Below are 20,902 nucleotides of genomic sequence, written 5' to 3' on the forward strand. Positions count from 1 at the left end.
TCACCGCCCGAGGGGACCGTCGATGACGTGACCTTGAGCATCCGTTCCACCGTGGCGCTGTGCGCGGCCCTGTCTCTCTGCGCGGCGCTCGCCGTTCCCGGTGTCTTCCCCGGCCTCGGCGGGGACGCCCGGCTCACCCTCGCCGTCTTCGCGCTGGCCACCTGCGCGTGGATCGGCACTCCCGTCGACGACACCTACATCGCGCTCGGCGCGGGGCTCGCGCTCACCGTGACCGGGGTGATCGACAGCGACACCCTGTTCGGCACCCTGGGCGACTCGACCGTGTGGCTCCTGATCTGCGCGTTCGTGCTGGCCGCCGCGGTCACCCGGACCGGGCTCGCCGGGCGGGCGGCCGCCTTCCTGGTCGGCGGGGCGCGCACGGTACGGCAGTTGACGCATCTGACGACGGCGGCGCTGGTCGTCACCGCGTTCGCGGTGCCGGCCACCTCGGGCCGGGCGGCGCTCGCGCTGCCGGTGTTCCTCGCGCTGGCCAAGGCGCTGGCCGGGCGCGGGCGGCTGGTGGTGATGCTGGCGCTGCTGTTCCCCACCGTGATCCTGCTGTCCGCGGTGGCGACCCTGATCGGCGCGGGCGCCCATCTGATCACCGTGTCCGTGCTGTGGGAGGCCACCGGGGAGCGGGTCGGCTTCACCGAATGGCTGCTGCTGGGGCTGCCGCTGGCCGTGGTGTCCTCCCATCTCGCCGCCGAGACCGTGCTGTTGACGACCACCCGGCGGGCCGACCGCGCCGGTCCGGTACGCATCACCGCCGAGGAGATCCAGCGGCACAGCGACCGCCCGGTCACCGGCCCCTGGACGCAGGCGGAGAAGCGGTGCGCCCTGCTGCTGGCCACGGTGGTCGCCCTGTGGTGCAGCGAACCCCTGCACCAGGTGTCCCCGGCGGTGATCGCGCTGATCGGCGCGGTCGTCGCCGCCTCCCCGGCGCTGGGCACCGTGCGCCTGAAGGACGCGCTCAAGACGGTGCCGTGGTCGCTGCTGCTGTTCATGGCGGCGACCATGGCGATGGGCGTGGCGCTCGCCGAGTCGGGCGCGGCCCGCTGGCTGGTCGACGGACTGCCCGCGGGCATCGGCCCGTTGACGTTCCTGACGGTCGTCGTCGCCGTCAGCACGGCCGCCCACCTGGTCCTGCAGTCACGGTCCGCGCGCTCCTCCGTGCTGGTGCCGCTGGTGGTCGCGGCGGCCGTGACGGCCGGGGTGAACCCGGTGGCGGCGGCGCTCGCGTCCACCGCCGCGGCCGGCTTCTGCCACACCCTGCCCGCCTCCGCCAAGCCGGTGACGCTCTTCGCGGACATCCCCGGCACCCCCACCTACACCCCGCGCGACCTGCTGCGGCTGTCCGCCGTGCTGGCCCCGCTCACCGCCGCCCTCGTCCTGCTGTTCGCCGTCACCGTGTGGCCCGCGCTGGGCGTGCCGGTGACCCGCTGAGGAGTGATCGCCCATGCTGAACCGAGTCGTCGTGGCCCCCAGCGGCTTCAAGGAGTCGCTGTCCGCCCCCGCCGCCGCCGACGCCATCGCGGCGGGCGTCCGCCGGGTGCTGCCGGACGCCGAGATCGACCGCATCCCGCTGGTGGACGGCGGGGAGGGAACCGCCGCCGCGCTGGCCCGCGCGACCGGCGGCCGGCTGGTCGCCCTGGCCGCCACCGGCCCCGTCGGCGAACCGGTCGGCACGCACTTCGCGCTGCTCGGCGGGCAGGACACCGCGGTGGTGGAGATGGCGGCCGTCGCCGGGCTGTCCCTGGTCCCCCGCGCCCGCCGCGATCCGGGCGTCACCACCACCTACGGCGTCGGGGAGCTGATCCGTGCCGCTCTCGACCAGGGGGTGCGGCGGATCCTGGTGGGCTGCGGCGACTCGGGCACCTCAGACGGGGGTGCGGGCGCGCTCCAGGCGCTCGGCGCGCGGCTGTTGGACGCGGACGGGGTGGAACTGCCCCCGGGTGGCCGTGAGTTGTCGCGTCTCACCCGGATCGACGCGACCGGGCTCGATCCGCGCCTCGACGGCGTGGAACTGGTCGTCGCCTGCAACCCGTACAACGTGCTGTGCGGGGAGCGGGGCGTGGCGCGGGTGTTCGGGCCGCAGAAGGGGGCGACCCCGGGACAGGTGGAGGAGTTGTCGGCGGGGCTGGAGAACTGGGCGCGGGTACTGACCCGGGACCTCGCCGTCACCGGCGTCGACCTGCGGCTCGGCCGCGGCACGGGCGCCTCCGGCGGGCTGGGGGCGGGGCTGGCCTCGCTGGGCGCGGCGCTGGTGCCGCGGTTTCCCGTCCTGCTGGACCATCTCGGTCTGGACGAACGCCTCGCGCGGGCCGACCTGGTGGTCACCGCGGAGGGGGCGCTGGACCGCCAGACGCCTCGCGGCAAGGTCCCCGGGGAGGTGGCCCGGCGGGCCAAGCTGGCGGGGCGGCCGGTGCTGGCGCTCGCGGGGACGTTGGGGGACGGGGCGGGGGAGGTGCCGGGGGTGGATGCGTGTCACGGCATCCTGCCGGGGCCCATGGAGCTGGCGGAGGCGCTGGTCCGGGGCGCGGAACTGCTGACGGACGCGACGGAGCGGGCGCTGCGGATGATCGTGCTGGGAGCCCGGCTCCCGTCCCCTCAGGGGTGATTCGCCCCCCGCCGCCCTGTCCCGTCCCACCCCGGGGCTCCGTCCCGGACCCCGCTCCTCGAGCGCCGGAGGGACTGATTCCAGCCCGTCCGGCGTTCGAGGACGAGGGGGTCCGGGGGCGCAGCCCCAAGGACGGGAAGGGGCGGCGGGGGCGGCTCCCTCCTACGCCCGCCCCGACGTGTCCGGCACGCACCGCCCGTCCACCGTCCGGTACTTCCACCGCGCCCCGTCCCGCACGAGCTCCCGCACCGCCCGCACGAACCGCTCGACATGCTCCTCCGGCGTGCCGGCGCCGAAGCTCACGCGGATCGCGTTCAACGCCCCCGCCTCCGGCGCCCCGCACTCCCCCGCACCGCCCGTGTCGCCGCCCAGCAGCCGCCGTACCAGCGGGTGCGCGCAGAACAGGCCGTCCCGCACCCCGATGCCGTACTCGGCGGAGAGCGCCGCTGCGAAGTGGGAGCTGTTCCAGCCGGCGACCACGAAGGACAGCACCCCCACCCGGGGCGCGTCGTCGCCGAACAAGGACAGGAACCGCACCTGAGGCACGTCCGCCAGCCCCTCCCGCACCGTGCGGACCAGCGCCTCCTCCCGCGCGGCGAGCGCGTCGAACCCCGCCTCGGTGAGCGCCTTGCAGGCGGAGGCGATGGCGTGGGCGCCGATGACGTTGGGCGAGCCGGCCTCGTGGCGGGCGGCGGTCTCGTGCCACTCCACGTGCACCGTCCCGTCCGCGCGCCGCGTGACCTTGCGGCTGGCGCCGCCGCCGGCGAGGTAGGGCTCGGCCTCGCGGAGCCAGTCGGCGCGGCCGGCCAGCACCCCGGCGCCGAAGGGCGCGTACAGCTTGTGTCCGGAGAAGGCGACCCAGTCGACGTCGAGGTCCCGCACGGACACCGCGCGGTGCGGGGCGAGCTGGGCGGCGTCCAGCACGATGCGTGCGCCGTGCGCGTGCGCGGCGGCGGCGAGTTCGCGGACCGGCCACAGCTCGCCGGTGACGTTGGAGGCGCCGGTGACGCAGACCAGGGCCGGGCCGTGGGGGTCGCGGCCGGCGAGGGCGCGCTCCAGCGTCTCGACGGCCTGCGCGGGGGTGCCGGGCGCGTCGAGGACGGTCACCCGGGCCGCCCGCCGCCACGGCAGCAGCGCCGCGTGGTGCTCGGTCTCGAAGACGAAGACCTCGCAGTCCTCGGGCAGGGCGGCGGCGAGCAGATTGAGGGAGTCGGTGGTGGAACGGGTGAACACCACCTGGTCCCCCTCCCGTCGCCCGCCACCGCCCTTGCCGGACCGGGCTTCGCCCGGGCTGTCCTCGATGCGGCAGCCGAGGAACTCGGCGACGGTCCGGCGGGCGTTCTCGAACAGGTCGGTGGAGAGCTGGGAGAGGTAGCCGGCGCCGCGGTGGACGCTGCCGTAGTAGGGGGCGTAGGCGGCCACGTCGTCCCAGACGCGCTGGAGGGCGGGGGCGCTGGCGGCGTAGTCGAGCGCGGCGTAGACGGCCTCGCCGCCGGTGACCAGGGGGACGGCGACGTCCCGGCCGAGGACGGGCAGCGGGGAGCGGACGGACGGCTCGGCGGCGACGGTGGGGGCAGCGGGCATGACGGAACTCCCGGAGGGCAGGCGGGTCCCCGCGCGAGCGGACGGCACGACGGCGGCGCTCCAGCGCGAAGGAGAAGAGGGAAAGAGGGTGTGCGGAGGCGGGGCTCGACGCCCTAGCGCATTCGCTTGCTCACGGAAGACTCCTCGACGACCAGGACCCCTGGTGTGCGAGGGGTCCGCGCTTGCCGTGAGCCCTGCTGCTCACGGCCCGGTCTTCACCCGGGGCACCCCGCCACGGACGGAGGGTTGCCGGACAGCCGGCCGGGGCCTGATGGCTGTCACTCATGACCTGAGAGGGAACGTACGTGAGGTGACCGGCGTCCCGCAACCCGCATCCGGATCGCGGGACGGCCGTCACGGGGCCCGCGCGTCGGTCCGCGCCGCGGCCTACGCGTGGGTGACGGCGACCCAGCGCTCGAGGACCCGCTTGGCGGCGCCGGAGTCGATCGACTCGGCCGCCTTCGCCATCCCGGCGCGGATCTGCTCGGTGAGCGTGCCGCTGCCGGGCTCCAGGGCCACCAGCGCCGCCGCGGAGTTCAGCAGCACCGCGTCGCGGACCGGACCGCGCTCGCCGTCCAGCAGCCGGCGGGCGACCTCGGCGTTGTAGGAGGCGTCGGCGCCGCGCAGCGCCTCCACCGGGACCAGCTCGATGCCGGCGTCCCGCGGGTCGAACGTCTCCTCGGTGACCTCGCCGTCGCGCACCACCCACACCCGGGAGGTGCCGGTGGTGGTCAGCTCGTCCAGGCCGTCGTCGCCGCGGAACACCAGGGAGGAGTGGCCGCGTCCGGCGAACACCCCGGCCATGATGGGCGCCATGCGCGCGTCGGCGACGCCGACCGCCTGGGCCTTGACCTTCGCCGGGTTGGCGAGCGGGCCGAGGAAGTTGAACACCGTGCGGATGCCGAGCTGGCCGCGCGCGGCGGCCACGTGGCGCAGCGCCGGGTGGAACTTCACCGCGAAGCAGAAGGTGATGCCGGCCTCCTCGGCGACCTCGGCGACCCGGCGCGGGGTCAGGTCGAGGTTGACGCCCAGCTTCTCCAGGACGTCGGAGGCGCCGGAGGCGGAGGACGCGGCGCGGTTGCCGTGCTTGACGACCTTGGCCCCGGTGCCGGCGACGACGATCGAGGACATGGTGGAGATGTTCACCGTCCTGGCGCCGTCGCCGCCGGTGCCGACGATGTCGACGGTGGCGCCCGGCACCTCGATGACGTTGGCGTGGTCGTAGAGCGCCCGGACGCAGCCGGTGATCTCCTCGACGGTCTCGCCCTTGGCCCGCAGCGACACCGCGAAGCCGGCGATCTGCGCGTCGGTCGCCTCGCCCCGCATGATCAGGTCCATCGCCCAGGCGGTGTCGTCGGCGGACAGGTCGCGGCCGTCCAGCAGTCCGTTCAGCAGGGCGGGCCAGGAGCGGCCCGCCGCGTTGTCGCCTCCAGCGGGGGTCACAGCGCTCATGGTCGCTCCTGACGGTCGTAGCGGGTGCCTGGGGACCGGACGGGTCCCGCACCCACCCTATCCAGCTCCGGGCACGGCGAAGGGCCCCCGTCCGCAGAACGGACGGGGGCCCTTCGCTGTCGTGTGGCGACGTGTGGAGCTCGGGGGATCAGTGGTGGCCGTGGCCGCTCGTGATCTCCTTGTACTCCTCGACGGTCGGCTTCGGAACCTGCGACTCCTCGCCGTAGAAGCCCTTGCTGAGCTTCGCGCGCAGCTTCTCGGTGGCCTTCACCTTGCGGCGGACACCGTTCTCGTCGACCTCGGGGCCGATCTCGAGCGGCTTGGGCTGCTCGTGCGCGGTGAGGGTGTAGAGCTGCTCCTGGCTGAGCGGCTCGTGGACCTCGATGAACTCACCGTGCGGCAGGCGCTTGATGATGCCCGACTCGCGGCCGTGCAGCACCTTCTCCTTGTCCCGGCGCTGCAGGCCGAGGCAGATCCGCTTGGTGACGATGAACGCCACGACCGGGGCGACGAAGAACGCGATCCGGACGAACCAGGTGATGGCGTTGATCGACAGGTGGAAGTGCGTGGCCCAGATGTCGTTGCCGCCGCCGACGAGGAGGACGAAGTACAGCGTCATCCAGGCGACACCGAACGCGGTGCGGGTCGGGGCGTTGCGCGGGCGGTCCAGGATGTGGTGCTCGCGCTTGTCGCCGGTGACCCAGGACTCGATGAACGGGTACACCGCGATGGCCGCCAGGACCAGCGGGAAGACCATCAGCGGGATGAACACGCCCAGGGCGAGCGTGTGACCCCAGAAGTTGATCTCCCAGCCCGGCATGATGCGGACCAGGCCCTCGGAGAAGCCCATGTACCAGTCCGGCTGGGCGCCGGTGGAGACCATGTCCGGCCGGTAGGGGCCGATGGACCAGATCGGGTTGACCGTGGCGATCGCGGCGATCGCGGCGATCACACCGAAGACCAGGAAGAAGAAGCCTCCGGCCTTGGCCATGTACACCGGCAGCAGCGGCATGCCGACGACGTTCTTGTTGGTCTTTCCGGGGCCCGCGAACTGCGTGTGCTTGTGGTAGAAGACCAGGATCAGGTGCGCCACCACGAGGCCGAGCATGATGCCCGGCAGCAGCAGGACGTGGATCGAGAAGAACCGGGCGACGAAGTCGTCGCCGGGGAACTCGCCGCCGAAGAGGAAGAACGCGAGGTACGTGCCGACGACCGGCACGGACAGGACCGCGCCCTGCATGAAGCGCATACCGGTGCCCGAGAGCAGGTCGTCCGGGAGCGAGTAGCCGGTGAAACCGGTGAACATGCCGAGGACGAGCAGCAGGAAGCCGAACAGCCAGTTGATCTCACGCGGCTTGCGGAACGCGCCGGTGAAGAACACGCGCATCATGTGCACGAACATGCCGGCCACGAAGATCAGCGCGGCCCAGTGGTGGATCTGCCGGATGAGCAGGCCGCCACGGACGTCGAAGCTGATGTCCAGCGTCGACTTGTAGGCCTCACTCATCAGCTGGCCCTGCAGCGGGACGTAACTGCCGTGGTACTCCACCTCGTTCATCGCCGGGTGGAAGAACAGCGTCAGGTACACACCCGTGAGGATGATGATGATGAAGCTGTACAGGCAGATCTCACCCAGCATGAACGACCAGTGGTCGGGGAAGATCTTGCGCATGTTGGCCTTGGCCAGGGAGTAGATCCCCAGCCGGCCGTCGGCCCAGTCGGCGACCCGCTCACCGGCCGGTGCCTTCCCGCGCGAGCGGGACTCGGTGCTGGTCGTAGTACTCATCCGCGCTCCCAGAAAGCAGGGCCGACGGGCTCTTCGAAGTCGCCGAGCGCTTCGAGGTAACCCTCGTCGTTCACGCCGATGCGCAGCTGCGGCAGCGGGTGGCCGGCAGGACCGAAGATCACCTTGGCGCCGTCGGCAAGGTCGAAGGTGGACTGGTGGCAGGGGCACAGGGCGTGGTGCGTCTGCTGCTCGTACAGGGAGACCGGGCAACCGACGTGGGTGCAGATCTTCGAGTACGCGAGGATGCCCTCGTGCGACCACTCGAGCGTGCGCTTGTCCTTGATGTCCTCCGGCTCGATCCGGACCAGCATCAGGGCGGCCTTGGCGATCTCGTTCTGGAAACCGTGGTCGTGCTCGTCCAGGCCCTCGGGCTTGGCGAAGGCCAGCGAACCCACGATCAGGTCCGACGGGCGCATCGGCTCGTTGGTGTTCACGTTGACGAGCAGCTTGCCCTTGGACCACAGGGTGTGGCGCAGCTTCGTCCCGGGCAGCGGCCCGAGGTCGCGCAGCAGCATCACGCCGGAGAGCGGGAACAGGGCCAGCGCGCCGAACATGGTGTTGCGGATCAGCTTCCGGCGGCCGAGCGCCGACTCCTTGGCGCCCTGGCGGAAGTCGTCCATGACCTTCGCGCGGACCTCGGGGGCCGCCTCGACCGGGTGACGCTCGTCGGCGAGCTCGTGGTCCGACATCAGCGTGCGGGCCCAGTGGACCGCGCCGGCGCCGATGCAGAACAGGGCGGTGCCGAGCGTCATGCCCAGCGCGAAGTTCATCGCGCTGATGTGACCGAGCGTCCAGATGTAGATCGTCTTGTCGATCGGGATGGCCACGTACGAGACGATGAAGCCGATGGTGGCCAGCATCGACACCGTGAACAGCAGGGCGACCGTGCGCTCGGACCGCTTGGCGGCCCGCTCGTCGATGTCCTGGATCCGCGGCTCGTGCGGCGGCAGGCCCGGGTCGGCGAACGGGTTCTGCTCGTCCGCGAGCTTCACCCGGCCGGGGCCGGTGTCCTGCGCTGCGGGCAGGTTCTCTTCGGGAATGTCTTGGCTACTCATGACTTCTTGGCCTTTGCGGTCCGAGCGGCGACCCAGACGGCGACCGCGATCAGCGCCCCGAGTCCGAAGATCCACGCGAACAGACCCTCGACGACGGGACCGAGACCGCCCAGCGCCAGCCCGCCGTAGCTCTCGGTGTCATCGCTGTTGACCTCGTCGAGGTACGCGATGATGTCCTTCTTGTTCTGCTCCGACAGCACGCTGTCGGGGAAGGAGGGCATGCTCTGCGGGCCGGTCAGCATGGCCTCGTAGATGTGCTTGGGGTCGACGCCCTCCAGGCTGGGGGCGTACTTGCCGTGCGTGAGCGCACCGCCCTTGCCGGTGAAGTTGTGGCACTGCGCGCAGTTGTTGCGGAACAGCTGCCCGCCCTCGGCGGCGTCGGCGCCCTCGGGGCCGTACTGCTCCTCGGTCGGGATGGCCGGGCCGGAGCCCAGGGAGGCGATGTACGCCGCCAGCTGGTCGATCTCGGCCTGGGTGTAGATGTTCCTCTTGCGCGGGACCTGCGCGGTCTGGGAGGTCGAGGCAGGCATACGGCCGGTGGCCACCTGGAAGTCGACCGCCGCGGCGCCCACGCCCACCAGGCTCGGGCCGTCGGTGGTGCCCTGACCGCCGGTGCCGTGGCAGCTCGCGCAGCCGACGGTGTAAAGCTTCTTGCCCTCCTCGATGGTGAGGGACTGGGCGGTTTCGTCGGCCTGCGCCTTGTCCGCGGGTGCGAACACGGCGTACAGCCCCCCGGTGCATGCCAGCGCGAGGAGTAGGACGACGAGCGCCGCCAGCGGATGGCGTCGTCGTGCGGAGAGCTTTTTCACGGATTACCCCGGTGTCAGGATCTTCTGCGTCGATGCTTCTGTTGGGTGCGCTGTGTCCAGCGCGCGGATGAGGGCCCGCCTACTTGATCATGTAGATCGTGGCGAAGAGGCCGATCCAGACGACATCGACGAAGTGCCAGTAGTAGGACACGACGATGGCCGCGGTCGCCTGTTCATGGGTGAACCTCCGGGCCGCGTAGGTCCGGCCCAGGACCAGCAGGAAGGCGATCAGGCCGCCCGTCACGTGCAGGCCGTGGAAGCCGGTGGTCAGGTAGAAGGCCGAGCCGTACGGGTCGGAGGAGAGGGACAGGCCCCCGTGCTTGACCAGCTCGGTGTACTCGAGGACCTGGCCGCCGATGAACACCGCCCCCATGATGAAGGTGACGATGAACCACATCCGGAGCTTCTTCACGTCACCGCGCTCGGCGGCGAAGACGCCGAGCTGGCAGGTGAGCGAGGAGAGCACCAGGATCGTGGTGTTCGTCGCCGAGAACGGGAAGTTCAGCAGGTCGGCCTTCTCCGACCAGAACTCGGGTCCGGTCACCGATCGCAGGGTGAAGTACATCGCGAAGAGGGCCGCGAAGAACATCAGCTCGGAACTCAGCCAGATGATGGTTCCGACGCTGGTGAGGTTCGGTCGGTTGACCGACGGGTGCGCGTGCCCGGTGTCTACTGTCGTTGCTGTCGCCACGCCGACATTATGTCGGTCGCTTATCCCGCCCTCACTCCCGGGGGTGCCGTTCGGTGTGTTCGCCCCTCCTGGACTGCCCGTATGGCCCATGAGAGCCCCCTTCGAAGCCGTGTCCGAACAGTGTTGACAGGCGGTCCGAGGGGGTAGCATCCGCGCCATCGGTACCCGAAGTTCCCGACAAGCCGTGCCCTCTCTCTTACGCGTGGAGGAACAATGCAGGCGACCGCCACGGTGCTGGTCTACAGCGACGACGCCAACACCCGGGAGCAGGTGCGGCTCGCCACCGGGCGGCGGCCGGCACCGGACGTGCCCCCCGTGGAGTTCGTCGAGTGCGCGACGCCGGCGGCCGTGCTCAAGGAGCTGGACCGGGGCGGCATCGACGTGTGCGTGCTGGACGGCGAGGCCGTGCCGATGGGCGGCATGGGCGTGTGCCGGCAGATCAAGGACGAGATCTTCGACTGCCCGCCGGTGCTGCTGCTGATCGGACGGCCGCAGGACTCCTGGCTGGCGACCTGGAGCCGCGCGGAGGCCGCGGTGACGCACCCGGTGGAGCCGGTGGAGTTCGCCTCCGCCCTGGCCTCGCTGCTGCGCCGGAAGGCGCTGGCGGGCGCCTAGGAGCTCCCGCGGCGGCCGTGCGGGCTCACACGGCCGCCGGCCGCAGCCGGGCCGTCTCCTGGACGGTGCCGGGGGTCTTCCCGCCGCCCGTGAGGGCGCTGCCCTCGCGCCACCTGTCCCAGTCCAGGTTCCAGTCGCCGAAGCCGTTGCCGAACGGTTCCATCGTGTCGCCGTCCGAGTTCACGACCTCGACGAGGTCGCCCTGGCGGACGGTGTCGAAGAACCACTCGGCGTCGGCGGTGCTCATGCCCACGCAGCCGTGGCTGACGTTGGCGTAGCCCTGCGAGCCGACCGACCACGGGGCGGCGTGCACGTACTCGCCGCTCCAGGTCACCCGGGTGGCGAAGTGCACGTCCAGGTCGTACGACTCGGCGGAGCCCTCGGCGATGCCGACGGTGGTGCTGCGCATGCGTACGAAGCGTTCCTTGGCGAGCACCACCTTGACGCCGTTGCGGGTCTCGAAGCCGGGCTTGCCGGTGGTGACGGGGATCTGCTTGATCTCCTCGCCGTTCTTGTAGACCGTCAACCGGTGGGCGGCGGCGTCCGTGAGGGCTGTCACGCGGTCACCGGTGCGGAGGGTGAGCGGCTCGGCCCCGCCGCCCCGCAGCCGGTCGCCGATCCAGACGCCCTCCAGGTTGCTGCGCACCCGCACGGTGGCGTGGGCCGGCCAGTACTCCTCGGGCCGGAAGTGGAGCTTCTTGTCGTCGACCCAGTACCAGGCGCCGGTCACGGCGGGCGTGGAGTCGACCTCCAGGCCGCGTTCCACGACGGCCCGCTGCGCCCGGTCCCTGACCGGCTCGCTGAGCTCCGCGACGAGCGGCTGGCCGACCCCGTACGTGCCCGCCCCGGGGCCGAAGGCGACGCCCAGGCGCTTGGCCGTGCCGGGCCTGCCCGTGGTGAAGGCGACGACCTTGCGGCCGGGCCTGCCGTCCTCGTCCTCGGTGCTCACGCGGACCGTGTACTGCGCGTCCTCGGCCAGCGGGGACGTGCTGTGCCAGCGGCTGCCGTCGGCGGCCAGTTCGCCCGACAGGTGCCGTCCGGCGGCGTCCACCGCGACGACGTCCGTGATGCGCCCGTCGGAGTTCTCGGCGGTGATCTCGAGGGGCTGGTCGGGGTCGACGGGCCCGCCCTCGTCGAGGGAGCCGCTGAAGGAGATCTGGTCCGCCGCGTCGTACGGCTCGGCGGACAGCGGGCTGCTGTCGGAGGAACAGCCGGTGACGCCCGCGCCGAGGGCCGCCGCCAGCAGCGCGCAGCCGGCGAGACGGGCCCGCGCGCCGCGGAGGCCGGTGCGGGGGGACTCGGTGTCTCTCATGGCCTCACGCTAGGGAGCCGGGCCGGTCCCGGCTCACCGGACGGCCCGAACGGGTGAGGCGGACGCGGCACGAGCGGGAGCCCGGACCCTCCTGACGGAGTGTCCGGGCTCCCGGGTGCCGTGCGGCGTGCTACTGGGTGCGGTTCTCACCGCGGTAGTACTCGAAGACCCAGCCCCACAGACCGATCAGCAGGATCGGAGCGGAGAAGTACATCAGCCACCAGCCGATGGCCACGCCCATGAAGGCCAGGGCGGCGCCCACGCCCAGGGCCAGCGGCTGCCAGCTGTGCGGGCTGAAGAACCCGACCTCGCCGGCGTCGTCGGCGACGTCCGCCTCCTTGTCGTCCTGGGCGCCCACGTCGACCCGCCGGGCCGTGAAGCCCAGGTAGAAGCCGACCATGATGCTCAGGCCGAAGGCCAGGAAGAGGGCGGTGGTGCCGACCGGCTCCTTCGACCAGACGCCGTAGACCACGGCGATGGCCAGGAAGAAGAGGCTCAGCCACATGAACATCTTGCCCTGGATCTTCACTTGCCGGCCTCCTTGCCGCCGGAGAGGGCCTTCTCACCGTGACCGGCGTTCTCGAGCTCGTCGAGCGCGGCGATCTCCGGGTGGTGCAGGTCGAACGCCGGGGATTCGCTGCGGATCCGCGGCAGGGTGAGGAAGTTGTGCCGGGGCGGCGGGCAGGAGGTGGCCCACTCCAGCGAGCGGCCGTAGCCCCACGGGTCGTCGACGGTGACCGGCTTGCCGTACTTGGCGGTCTTCCACACGTTGTAGAAGAACGGCAGCATCGCCATGCCGAGCAGGAAGGAGGCGATCGTCGAGACCGTGTTCAGGGCGGTGAAGCCGTCCGCGGCCAGGTAGTCCGCGTACCGGCGCGGCATGCCCTCGACACCCAGCCAGTGCTGGACCAGGAAGGTGCCGTGGAAGCCGACGAACAGCGTCCAGAAGGTGATCTTGCCGAGCCGCTCGTCGAGCATCTTGCCGGTGAACTTCGGCCACCAGAAGTGGAAGCCGGCGAACATCGCGAACACCACGGTGCCGAACACCACGTAGTGGAAGTGCGCCACCACGAAGTACGAGTCGGAGACGTGGAAGTCCAGCGGCGGCGAGGCCAGGATGACGCCGGTCAGACCGCCGAAGGTGAACGTGATGAGGAAGCCCAGCGTCCACAGCATCGGCGTCTCGAAGGACAGGCTGCCCTTCCACATGGTGCCGATCCAGTTGAAGAACTTCACACCGGTCGGGACCGCGATCAGGAAGGTCATGAAGGAGAAGAACGGCAGCAGCACACCGCCCGTGACGTACATGTGGTGCGCCCACACCGTCACCGACAGACCCGCGATCGCGATGGTCGCGCCGATGAGACCCATGTAGCCGAACATCGGCTTGCGGGAGAACACCGGGATGATCTCGGAGACGATGCCGAAGAACGGCAGCGCGATGATGTACACCTCGGGGTGACCGAAGAACCAGAAGAGGTGCTGCCAGAGCAGCGCTCCGCCGTTCGTCGAGTCGAAGATGTGCGCCCCGAACTTGCGGTCCGCCTCCAGGGCGAACAGCGCGGCGGCGAGCACCGGGAAGGCGAGCAGCACCAGCACACCGGTGAGCAGCACGTTCCAGGTGAAGATCGGCATGCGGAACATCGTCATGCCCGGAGCGCGCATGCAGATGATGGTGGTGATGAAGTTGACCGCGCCGAGGATGGTGCCGAAGCCGGAGAGGGCGAGGCCCATGATCCACAGGTCGGCGCCCATGCCCGGCGAGCGGACCGCGTCCGACAGCGGCGAGTAGGCGAACCAGCCGAAGCTGGCGGCGCCGTCCGGGGTGAGGAAGCCGCCCACCGCGATGAGCGAACCGAGCGAGTAGAGCCAGTAGGCGAACATGTTCAGCCGCGGGAACGCCACGTCGGGCGCGCCGATCTGCAGCGGCATGATCCAGTTCGCGAAGCCGGCGAACAGCGGCGTCGCGAACATCAGCAGCATGATCGTGCCGTGCATCGTGAACGCCTGGTTGAACTGCTCGTTCGACACGACCTGCAGGCCCGGGCGGGCCAGCTCGGCGCGCATCACCAGGGCCATCACGCCGCCGATGATGAAGAAGACGAACGACGTCACCAGGTACATGGTGCCGATCGTCTTGTGGTCCGTGGTGGTCAGCCACTTGACCACGACGCTGCCACGGTTCTGGCGCCTGACCGGCAGTTCGTCCTCGTAGTGGGACCCTGCTGCCGCGGCACCCTTGGGTTCGTTGAGGATGCTCACAGGATGTTCGACTCCCGGTTCTTCTCGGGGCCGGACTGCTCGATGCCCGCGGGCACGTAGCCCTGCTGCCCCTTCTTCGCGAGGTCCTTCAGGTGCTGCTCGTACCGCTCGGGGGAGACGACCTTCACGTTGAACAGCATCCGGGAGTGGTCGACGCCGCAGAGTTCGGCGCACTTGCCCAGGAAGGTGCCCTCACGGTTGGGGGTCACCTCGAAGGCGTTGGTGTGGCCCGGGATGACGTCCTGCTTCATCAGGAACGGCACCACCCAGAAGGAGTGGATGACGTCACGCGAGGTCAGCACGAAGCGGACCCGCTTGCCCTCGGGCAGCCACAGGGTGGGGCCCGGGTTGTTGGTCTGCGGGTTCCGGGTACCGGGGATGCCGCAGTCGTGCACACCGCCGGCGTCGGCCGGGAAGGCCTCCTTGTAGCGGTCCGGGATCGCGTCGAGTTCCTTGGACGTCTTGGCGTCGCCCGTGGAACCCTCGACGTTCTCGACGTAGTTGAAGCACCAGCTCCACTGGAAGCCGACCACGTTCACCGTGACGTCGGGCTTCTTCTCGAGCTTCAGCAGCTCGGATTCGTCACGGGCGGTGAAGTAGAAGAACACCGAGACGATGATGAGGGGGACCACCGTGTACAACGCCTCGATGGGCATGTTGTACCGGGTCTGCGGAGGTACCTCGACCTTGGTGCGGCTGCGCCGGTGGAAGAAAGCACTCCACAGGATCAGGCCCCACACCAGCACGCCGACGGCGAGCGCGGCCGCCCAGGACCCCTGCCACAGGGAGAGGATCCGCGGAGCCTCTTCCGTCGTGGGGGTGGGCATGCCAAGGCGGGGGAAGTCCTCCCATGTGCAACCGGTGGCGGTCGCCAGGACCAGGCCCGCGGTCAGTGCCTGCAGCAGCTTCCGCCGCATCGGGCGCCGCGGCTTGGGGGTACCGCCCACGCCTTCCAGGCCGTGGGGGAGGTCGGAGCCGTTGGGACTCACGTAGCGCCTTCCCGAGAGTCTCGCCCGCGCTGTTCGGCTGCGGCCTGGCCTTCTCGCTGGTCGGTCGCCGCCCTGCGTCGGGCAGGGGTTTGGATGTTTATGCGGACCAAACCCTAGCCGACGCCTTTTGAGCTCTCGCGGGGAGGGGTGCCATACGCGCCGCGGGTTACACCGAGCGCCCCATCGCCCGGGCGTCCGGGATGTCACGCGGGCGGGTGCGGAAGCCTCCCCCGGCCGCCGGAGCGCGCCCGCGCCCGGGCCGGTTCCCGGGTTCGCGCCGGGGCGCTTAGCGTGGGGGCGTGTCCTACTTCGATGCCGCTTCCGCCGTTCCGCTCCACCCCGTCGCCCGGCAGGCCCTGTTGGCCGCCCTGGACGAAGGGTGGGCGGATCCGGCGCGGTTGCACAAGGAGGGGCGGCGGGCCCGGCTGCTGCTGGACGCGGCGCGCGAGGCGGCCGCGGAGTCGGTGGGCTGCCGGCCGGACGAGCTGGTGTTCACCCCGTCGGGCACGGCCGCGGTGCACTCCGGGATCGCGGGGGCGCTGGCCGGGCGGCGGCGCACGGGGCACCACCTGATCGTGTCAGCGGTCGAACACTCTTCTGTACTCCATGCGGCGGAAGTTCACCGGGCCGGCGGCGGCACGGTCACCGAGGTCCCGGTGGACCGCACGGGCGCCGTGAGCCCGGCGGAGTTCGCCGGGGCGCTGCGGCCGGACACCGCGCTGGCCTGTCTGCAGTCCGCCAACCACGAGGTGGGGACCCTCCAGCCGGTGGCCGAGGCGGCCCGGGCGTGCCGGGCGGCGGGGGTGCCGCTGCTGGTGGACGCGGCCCAGTCGCTGGGCTGGGGGCCGGTGGACGGCGACTGGTCGCTGCTCGCGGCGAGCGCCCACAAGTGGGGCGGCCCCTCGGGGGTCGGGCTGCTGGTGGTGCGCAAGGGGGTGCGGTTCGCGCCCCGGGGACCGCGCGACGAGCGGGAGTCGGGGCGGGCGCCCGGGTTCGAGAACCTCCCGGCGATCGTGGCCGCGGCGGCGTCGCTGCGGGCGGTGCGGGCGGAGGCCGCCCAGGAGGCGGCCCGGCTGCGGGAACTGACGGAGCGGATCCGGGCGCGGGTGCCGGAGCTGGTGCCGGACGCGGAGGTGGTCGGGGACCCGGAGCGGCGGCTGCCGGGCGTCGTCACCTTCTCGTGTCTCTATGTCGACGGGGAGACCGTGCTGCACGAGCTGGACCGGGCCGGGTTCTCCGTGTCCTCCGGCTCCTCCTGCACCAGCAGCACGCTGACGCCCAGCCACGTGCTGAGGGCGATGGGGGTGCTCAGCGAGGGCAACGTCCGCGTCTCGCTGCCGCCGGGCACGGAGGAGGGGGACGTCGAGCGGTTCCTCGCCGTGCTGCCGGGCGTGGTGGCCGGGGTGCGGGAGAGGCTCGGCGCGCCGGTGTCCCGGACGGACGTGGTCACGGAGGAGCGGGACGAGGCGCTGGTGGTGGACGCGCTGGGACGGCGCTGCCCCGTCCCGGTGATCGAGCTGGCCAAGGTGATCGGCGATGTGCCGGTGGGCGGCCTGGTGCGGGTCCTCGCGGACGACGAGGCGGCCCGGCTGGACATCCCCGCGTGGTGCGAGATGCGCGGGCAGGAGTACGTCGGCGAGCAGCCGGCGGACCGGGGCACGGTCTATGCGGTCCGCCGGCTGTCATGACCGGGCTCAGCCCAGGTGCTGCCGCACCTCGGTGGCGGCGTCGTCGCCGTAGGCCTTGGTGAAGCGCTCCATGAAGTGGGCGCGGCGCAGCTGGTACTCCTGGGTGCCGACCGTCTCGATGACGAGGGTCGCCAGCATGCAGCCGACCTGCGCCGCGCGCTCCAGCGAGACGCCCCACGCCAGGCCGGACAGGAAGCCGGCGCGGAAGGCGTCGCCCACGCCGGTGGGGTCGGCCTTGCGCTCCTCGTCGGGGCAGGCGACCTCGACGGCCGGCTCGCCGGCCTGCTCGATGCGCACGCCGCGGGCGCCGAGGGTGGTGACGCGGTGGCCCACCTTGGCGAGGATCTCCTCGTCGGTCCAGCCGGTCTTCGTCTCGATGAGGCCCTTCTCGTACTCGTTGGAGAAGAGGTACGTGGCCCCTTCCAGCAGTATCCGGATCTCCTCGCCGTCCATGCGGGCGATCTGCTGGGAGAAGTCGGCGGCGAACGGGATGCCCCGGGAGCGGCACTCCTCGGTGTGCCGGAGCATCGCCTCCGGGTCGTCGGCGCCGATGGACACCAGGTCGAGACCGCCCACACGGTCGGCGACGGTCTTCAGCTCGATCAGGCGGGCCTCGCTCATCGCGCCCGTGTAGAAGGAGCCGATCTGGTTGTGGTCGGCGTCCGTGGTGCACACGAAACGGGCGGTGTGCAGCGTCTCCGAGATACGCACGGAACCGGTGTCGACGCCGTGCCGGTCCAGCCAGGCCCGGTACTCGTCGAAGTCGAAGCCGGCCGCGCCGACCAGGATCGGGCGGGTGCCGAGCTGGCCCATGCCGAAGGCGATGTTCGCGGCCACTCCGCCGCGACGCACGTCGAGGTTGTCGACCAGGAAGGACAGCGAGACCGTGTGCAGCTGGTCCGCGACGAGCTGGTCCGCGAACCGGCCGGGGAAGGTCATGAGGTGGTCGGTGGCGATGGAGCCGGTGACTGCGATGCGCACGGCGTGGAATCTCCTGAGGGAGGGGGTTTGACACTTCACGCTACCGGGTGGGGACGGCCCGCAGAAGCAGCCGAAACTACCCGATAGTAGCCCTTTCTTCGCGGCTGCCGGCGTGCATACGGTGCGGACATGACGAACATCAAGGCCCACGCCCCCGCTCCGGTCGACCTCGAGGGCGACCTGGCCTCGCTGCGCGGCGACTGCGCCCGGATGGCCCCGCACTGGACGGCGCCCGAGCGGGCGGCGGCCCGGCCGGTCGCCCCCTCCCTGATCCACGGGGTGGACGTGCCGCCCGCCTCCGCGCGGATGCTCGACGCCATGTGCGACTACGGCGACTGAGCCGACGCGGGGAACCGCGCGCTCCCCCGCTGCGTCCCATCGCCGTCCCCCGTGGGGGGGACGCGGGACACGAACCCTCTGCAGTCCCGGTGCGACCGGGCAGGGTCCACAGGGGACGGCTGTGCAGGCGAAGGAGCGATGCGGTGAACACCGAGCGACCCGACCACGACGACGAGCCGCGCCCCGCCACGGGCGACGCGGGGGGCGCAGGACCGCGCGCCGCCTCCGCCGCGGAAGCGGCCGCCTCCGGTGCCACGCGGACGCGTGGCGCGGGCGAGGACGCCGGGACCTCGGAGCCCGAGGGCGCCAGGACTTCGGCGCCCGGGGATGCGGACGCCGTGACCACGGACACCGGGACGGGTGAATCCGAAGCGGCCGGCCCGCGGACCGCCGGCGGTGAAGCGGCCGATGCCGATGAGGACGGGCCCGCGGGAAGCGGCGGTGTTCCCGCAGCCGGGGCGGACAGGCCCGCGCGCGCCGGGGCTCCCGCAGCGGAGGCGGACGGGTCCGTCGAACCGGATGAGCCGGTGGTCGGCGCGGGCCATGGCGGCGACCGCGGGTCCGGGAGAGCGGGGCGGCGGCGGACGCCGGCGTTGGTGGTCTCCGTGGCCGCCGCCGTGCTGCTGGCCGGCGGTGGCGGGGCGTATCTCGCGGCCGGGGCCGCCGGGGACTCCGGGGGCGGTACGGCCCCGGGGGCGAACGGCGACCCCGCTCCCCCGCCGCTCGCCCTGGACGGCCACTCGGAGAGCGGCCCGGCCGGCATCGCGCCGGGCGAGCCGAATCCGTACGGCGCCACCTACCGCGCCGACGGCACGCTCCCCGAGGGCCCGGACTCGGCGCCGGTGTTCCACGCGCGGGGCCAGGTGACCGAGGACAGGGTGGTCGCGCTGGCGAGGGCGCTGGGGATGGAGGGCGAGCCGGTCGCCGAGGGCGGTTCCTGGCGCATCGGCGGCCAGGACGGCTCCGGTCCGGCCCTGCGCGTCGACCAGCGGGCCCCCGGCGCCTGGACGTTCAGCCGGAACATCCCCGGCAGCGACAACTGCAAGGGCGCCACCTGCAAGGCCCCGGCCGGCGCGAACACCCCAGCGGTGAGCGAGGCCGCCGCGAAGAAGGCCGCCGCGCCGGTGCTCAAGGCGGTGGGCCAGGACGACGCCAAGCTGGACGCGAGCCAGGTGCTGGACGGCAGGCGTGTGGTGAACGCCGACCCGGAGGTCGGCGGGCTGCCGACGTACGGGTGGACGACCGGGGTGGTCGTCGGGGCCGGCGGCGAGGTGGTCGGCGGCAGCGGCCGGCTCGCGGAGCCGGTGAAGGGGGACGACTACCCCGTGGTGAGCGCCCGCGAGGCGCTGGACGCGATGAACGGCGCGCCCGGCGCCGGGGGCCGGGTGGAGATCGGCGGCTGCGCCACCCCCGTACCGCTGGACGAGGGGCAGCGGCAGGAGGAGCCGTGCGTCCCGGCGGCGAAGCCGGCCGGCGACACCGTGTCGGTGGACGAGGCGGTGTTCGGGCTGGCCGCGCACGCGGTGGACGGGCGTCCCGCGCTGGTGCCGTCCTGGCTGTTCGAGGTGCGCCCGGCGGGCTCGGAGAGCCCGTTCACGGTGACGCACCCCGCGGTCGCCCCCTCGTTCCTCGCCCCGCCGGAGGGGTCCGGACAGCGGCCGGGCGAGGAGCCGTCCGGCCCCGGTGACGAACCGACGTCCGCGCCGGCCACGCGTGAGGTCGAGGTGGAGGGCTACACGGCGGAGGGCGACGAGCTGACCGTGGCGTTCACGGGCGGCGTCTGCGCGGACTACGAGGCGACGGCGAGCGAGAGCGGGGACGAGGTCACGGTACGGGTGACCGAGACGTCCCGGCCGGGCGAGGTGTGCATCCTGATCGCCAAGCAGTACCAGGAGACGGTGCGGCTGGACGCTCCGCTCGGCGACCGCGAGGTCGTGGACGCGAAGGGCGAGCCGGTGCCGCTGCACAAGGAGGGCGCCCGCCTGCCGGCGCCCCGCACCCGCTGACGGCGGACGCGCACGACGAAGGCGGCGGTCCCGTGAGAACGGGACCGCCGCCTTCGTCGTGCGCTGTGGAGGCGGAGCCGCTCAGCTGAAGGAGTCGCCGCAGGCGCAGGAGCCCGTGGCGTTCGGGTTGTCGATCGTGAAGCCCTGCTTCTCGATGGTGTCGACGAAGTCGATGGTGGCGCCGCCCAGGTACGGGGCGCTCATGCGGTCGGTGACGACCTTCACACCGCCGAAGTCCTTCTCCACGTCGCCGTCGAGCGAACGCTCGTCGAAGAAGAGCTGGTAACGCAGGCCGGAGCAGCCGCCGGGCTGGACGGCGACGCGCAGGGCGAGGTCGTCACGGCCTTCCTGGTCGAGCAGCGCCTTGACCTTGGACGCGGCGGCGTCGGTCAGGATGATGCCGTCGGTGACGGTGGTGGTCTCGTCCGATACGGACATCTACATCTCTCCCGGGTTGTACGGAGACTGCTTGCCGACGGTTGCAACCGACGGGGCCGCGGATTCATTCCGGGCCGGGCGCGTCTTTTCCTCGGCTCCCTCCTCATGCTCGCACACGCCGTGCGGAGCGGAAACCGTCGCTCGCGGGGCCCGCGGGGAACGCACGGGCGGCCGGCGGGATTCACGTCACATGGACGCTATGACCATCGTCAAAGTGACATGAACCGGTTATGATAAATAGCGTCAATTAGACGAGAAGTCGCCAGAACAGAAAGGGT

General features: G+C 71.9%; 18 protein-coding genes and 1 riboswitch. Of the genes, 6 read left to right on the forward strand and 12 right to left on the reverse strand.

The annotated features are described in order from the left end of the window. The first annotated feature begins 27 nt into the window (after positions 1-27). Positions 28-1,443 carry an SLC13 family permease gene (locus ACIQ8B_RS01005; protein ID WP_403544300.1) on the forward strand — a complete coding sequence of 472 codons (1,416 nt, stop codon included), beginning with the start codon at positions 28-30 and terminating at the stop codon, positions 1,441-1,443. Between the two features lie 13 nt (positions 1,444-1,456). Then, a complete protein-coding gene (locus ACIQ8B_RS01010; RefSeq protein WP_403544302.1) occupies positions 1,457-2,617 on the forward strand; it encodes a glycerate kinase in 1,161 nt (386 codons plus the stop codon). 162 nt (positions 2,618-2,779) lie between these two features. Here the strand turns inward: ACIQ8B_RS01010 and ACIQ8B_RS01015 are convergent, their stop codons facing one another. The 6 genes from ACIQ8B_RS01015 to ACIQ8B_RS01040 form a co-directional block, all read right to left on the reverse strand. Next, entirely contained in the window at positions 2,780-4,201 is a 1,422-nt protein-coding gene (locus tag ACIQ8B_RS01015; RefSeq protein WP_403544304.1) for an aminotransferase class V-fold PLP-dependent enzyme, read from the reverse strand. A 173-nt stretch (positions 4,202-4,374) separates the two neighbouring features. Next, positions 4,375-4,491: riboswitch (SAM riboswitch) on the reverse strand. A gap of 97 nt (positions 4,492-4,588) precedes the next feature. Next, on the reverse strand, positions 4,589-5,653 hold the full coding sequence (gene trpD, locus ACIQ8B_RS01020; protein ID WP_290007427.1) for an anthranilate phosphoribosyltransferase: 1,065 nt from the start codon (positions 5,651-5,653) through the stop codon (positions 4,589-4,591). Positions 5,654-5,801: 148 nt separating this feature from the next. Next, on the reverse strand, positions 5,802-7,439 hold the full coding sequence (locus ACIQ8B_RS01025) for a cytochrome bc complex cytochrome b subunit (protein ID WP_290007425.1): 1,638 nt from the start codon (positions 7,437-7,439) through the stop codon (positions 5,802-5,804). Then, a complete protein-coding gene (locus ACIQ8B_RS01030; protein ID WP_403544307.1) occupies positions 7,436-8,494 on the reverse strand; it encodes a Rieske 2Fe-2S domain-containing protein in 1,059 nt (352 codons plus the stop codon). Before ACIQ8B_RS01030 ends, ACIQ8B_RS01025 begins: the two co-directional genes overlap by 4 nt. After that, complete coding sequence (locus ACIQ8B_RS01035) at positions 8,491-9,303, reverse strand: c-type cytochrome (protein WP_403544309.1); 813 nt, start codon at positions 9,301-9,303, stop codon at positions 8,491-8,493. The genes ACIQ8B_RS01030 and ACIQ8B_RS01035 overlap by 4 nt, the downstream gene beginning before the upstream one ends. A 79-nt stretch (positions 9,304-9,382) precedes the next feature. Beyond that, on the reverse strand, positions 9,383-9,994 hold the full coding sequence (locus ACIQ8B_RS01040; RefSeq protein WP_106414579.1) for a heme-copper oxidase subunit III: 612 nt from the start codon (positions 9,992-9,994) through the stop codon (positions 9,383-9,385). Positions 9,995-10,207: 213 nt separating this feature from the next. Between ACIQ8B_RS01040 and ACIQ8B_RS01045 the strand changes: the two genes are divergently transcribed. Beyond that, the gene (locus tag ACIQ8B_RS01045; RefSeq protein ID WP_403544311.1) at positions 10,208-10,609 is read left to right on the forward strand and encodes a hypothetical protein; all 402 of its coding nucleotides are present in this window, start codon (positions 10,208-10,210) and stop codon (positions 10,607-10,609) included. A gap of 25 nt (positions 10,610-10,634) precedes the next feature. Here ACIQ8B_RS01045 and ACIQ8B_RS01050 read toward each other — a convergent pair whose 3' ends face one another. The 4 genes from ACIQ8B_RS01050 to coxB all read right to left on the reverse strand — a co-directional run bounded on the left by ACIQ8B_RS01050 (position 10,635) and on the right by coxB (position 15,172). Continuing rightward, on the reverse strand, positions 10,635-11,921 hold the full coding sequence (locus ACIQ8B_RS01050; RefSeq protein ID WP_403544313.1) for an Ig-like domain-containing protein: 1,287 nt from the start codon (positions 11,919-11,921) through the stop codon (positions 10,635-10,637). Between the two features lie 130 nt (positions 11,922-12,051). Further along, a complete protein-coding gene (locus ACIQ8B_RS01055; protein WP_106414576.1) occupies positions 12,052-12,450 on the reverse strand; it encodes a cytochrome c oxidase subunit 4 in 399 nt (132 codons plus the stop codon). After that, a complete protein-coding gene (ctaD, locus tag ACIQ8B_RS01060; RefSeq protein WP_290007411.1) occupies positions 12,447-14,183 on the reverse strand; it encodes a cytochrome c oxidase subunit I in 1,737 nt (578 codons plus the stop codon). The genes ACIQ8B_RS01055 and ctaD overlap by 4 nt, the downstream gene beginning before the upstream one ends. Next, positions 14,180-15,172 carry a cytochrome c oxidase subunit II gene (gene coxB, locus ACIQ8B_RS01065; RefSeq protein WP_403544316.1) on the reverse strand — a complete coding sequence of 331 codons (993 nt, stop codon included), beginning with the start codon at positions 15,170-15,172 and terminating at the stop codon, positions 14,180-14,182. Before coxB ends, ctaD begins: the two co-directional genes overlap by 4 nt. 299 nt (positions 15,173-15,471) lie before the next feature. On the opposite strand from coxB, the gene ACIQ8B_RS01070 reads away from it, so the two are divergent. Beyond that, positions 15,472-16,860: a cysteine desulfurase/sulfurtransferase TusA family protein gene (locus ACIQ8B_RS01070; RefSeq protein WP_403544318.1), complete on the forward strand. Its 1,389-nt coding sequence runs from the start codon at positions 15,472-15,474 to the stop codon at positions 16,858-16,860. A 6-nt stretch (positions 16,861-16,866) separates the two neighbouring features. Here the strand turns inward: ACIQ8B_RS01070 and ACIQ8B_RS01075 are convergent, their stop codons facing one another. Continuing rightward, positions 16,867-17,841 carry a carbohydrate kinase family protein gene (locus ACIQ8B_RS01075; protein WP_290007406.1) on the reverse strand — a complete coding sequence of 325 codons (975 nt, stop codon included), beginning with the start codon at positions 17,839-17,841 and terminating at the stop codon, positions 16,867-16,869. Between the two features lie 129 nt (positions 17,842-17,970). On the opposite strand from ACIQ8B_RS01075, the gene ACIQ8B_RS01080 reads away from it, so the two are divergent. Next, positions 17,971-18,180: a hypothetical protein gene (locus ACIQ8B_RS01080; protein ID WP_403544320.1), complete on the forward strand. Its 210-nt coding sequence runs from the start codon at positions 17,971-17,973 to the stop codon at positions 18,178-18,180. Between the two features lie 143 nt (positions 18,181-18,323). Beyond that, on the forward strand, positions 18,324-20,186 hold the full coding sequence (locus tag ACIQ8B_RS01085) for a hypothetical protein (protein ID WP_403544322.1): 1,863 nt from the start codon (positions 18,324-18,326) through the stop codon (positions 20,184-20,186). Positions 20,187-20,267: 81 nt separating this feature from the next. Here the strand turns inward: ACIQ8B_RS01085 and ACIQ8B_RS01090 are convergent, their stop codons facing one another. Then, on the reverse strand, positions 20,268-20,624 hold the full coding sequence (locus tag ACIQ8B_RS01090; RefSeq protein ID WP_006135694.1) for an iron-sulfur cluster assembly accessory protein: 357 nt from the start codon (positions 20,622-20,624) through the stop codon (positions 20,268-20,270). Positions 20,625-20,902 lie beyond the last annotated feature (278 nt).

Origin of the sequence: Streptomyces sp. NPDC096105, from assembly GCF_044763335.1 — a bacterium.
Lineage (GTDB): Bacteria > Actinomycetota > Actinomycetes > Streptomycetales > Streptomycetaceae > Streptomyces.